At 74.6% G+C, this 810-nt stretch carries 2 pseudogenes; both read right to left on the reverse strand.

Features of this window, described 5'->3' with window-relative positions:
• Window positions 1-401, reverse strand: a pseudogene (locus QOL99_RS17275) (HAMP domain-containing protein); the annotation flags it as partial.
• A 148-nt stretch (window positions 402-549) separates the two neighbouring features.
• A pseudogene (locus tag QOL99_RS17280) lies at window positions 550-810 on the reverse strand (hypothetical protein); the annotation flags it as partial.

An 810-nucleotide genomic window follows, 5' to 3' on the forward strand; every position in this document is an offset into this window, starting at 1 on the left:
GCACCGACCGGCACGGGAACCGCGAAGGGGTCGGCGCCGGGGCCAGCCGGGAGGCCGCCCAGCCCGCCGAAGGGGTCAGCGGCGGGGGCCAGTTCCACGTCGTCTGCCGCCCCGGCGCGGGGTGCGGGGGTTCGCGGTGCCACCTGCTCGAAGGGGTTCAGGTCCAGCCGGGTCTCTTCGCGCACCTCCTCGAGGGCGACGGCGGCGCCGAATTCCTCGAACACGCGCAGCAGCAGCTCGGCGCGGGGACGCCCGCTGGGTTTCATCAGGCGGCCCGAACGCCGCGAGGCCAGGCGGGTGGCCTGCTCGGGCGAGAGGCTGAAACGGGAGACGAGCTGCGCTTCGAGTTCGGGGCGCACCTCCTCGGGGACAGGCTGGCGAATCACGACCGTGTACTTCATGAAGGTCCCTTCCGGGCCACGCGCCAGGCGGGCCACCGGTGCCCTGTGGGCAGGAGAATGAGCAGAGTGGGCAGGGCGGGCAGGGTGAGCGGGTCGGGCAGGGTGAGCGGGTCGGGCAGGGGCAGGGCAGTGGGAAGTGTGGGGGCGGTCACGCGAGGTCCCGCGCCCGCAGGTGACGCACGAAGACCGGCATCTGCGCCTCACCGAGCTGCCGGGCCAGCCCCGAGAGCAGGGCGCTGAGGGTGGGAGTGTCGCCCAGCTCGTCCAGCACGTCGTCGACCACGAACTCGCCCATCGGCCCGACCGCCGCGATCACGCAGGCGGTGACAGCGCCGAGCACCTCGTCCGTGACCGGCTGGGTGTGCCGCGCGGCCCGGCGCACCCAGGCGTCGGCCTGCGCCACGGCCGC

The sequence above is a fragment of the Deinococcus rhizophilus genome (assembly GCF_030271215.1).
In the GTDB taxonomy this organism is placed as follows: Bacteria; Deinococcota; Deinococci; order Deinococcales; family Deinococcaceae; genus Deinococcus; species Deinococcus rhizophilus.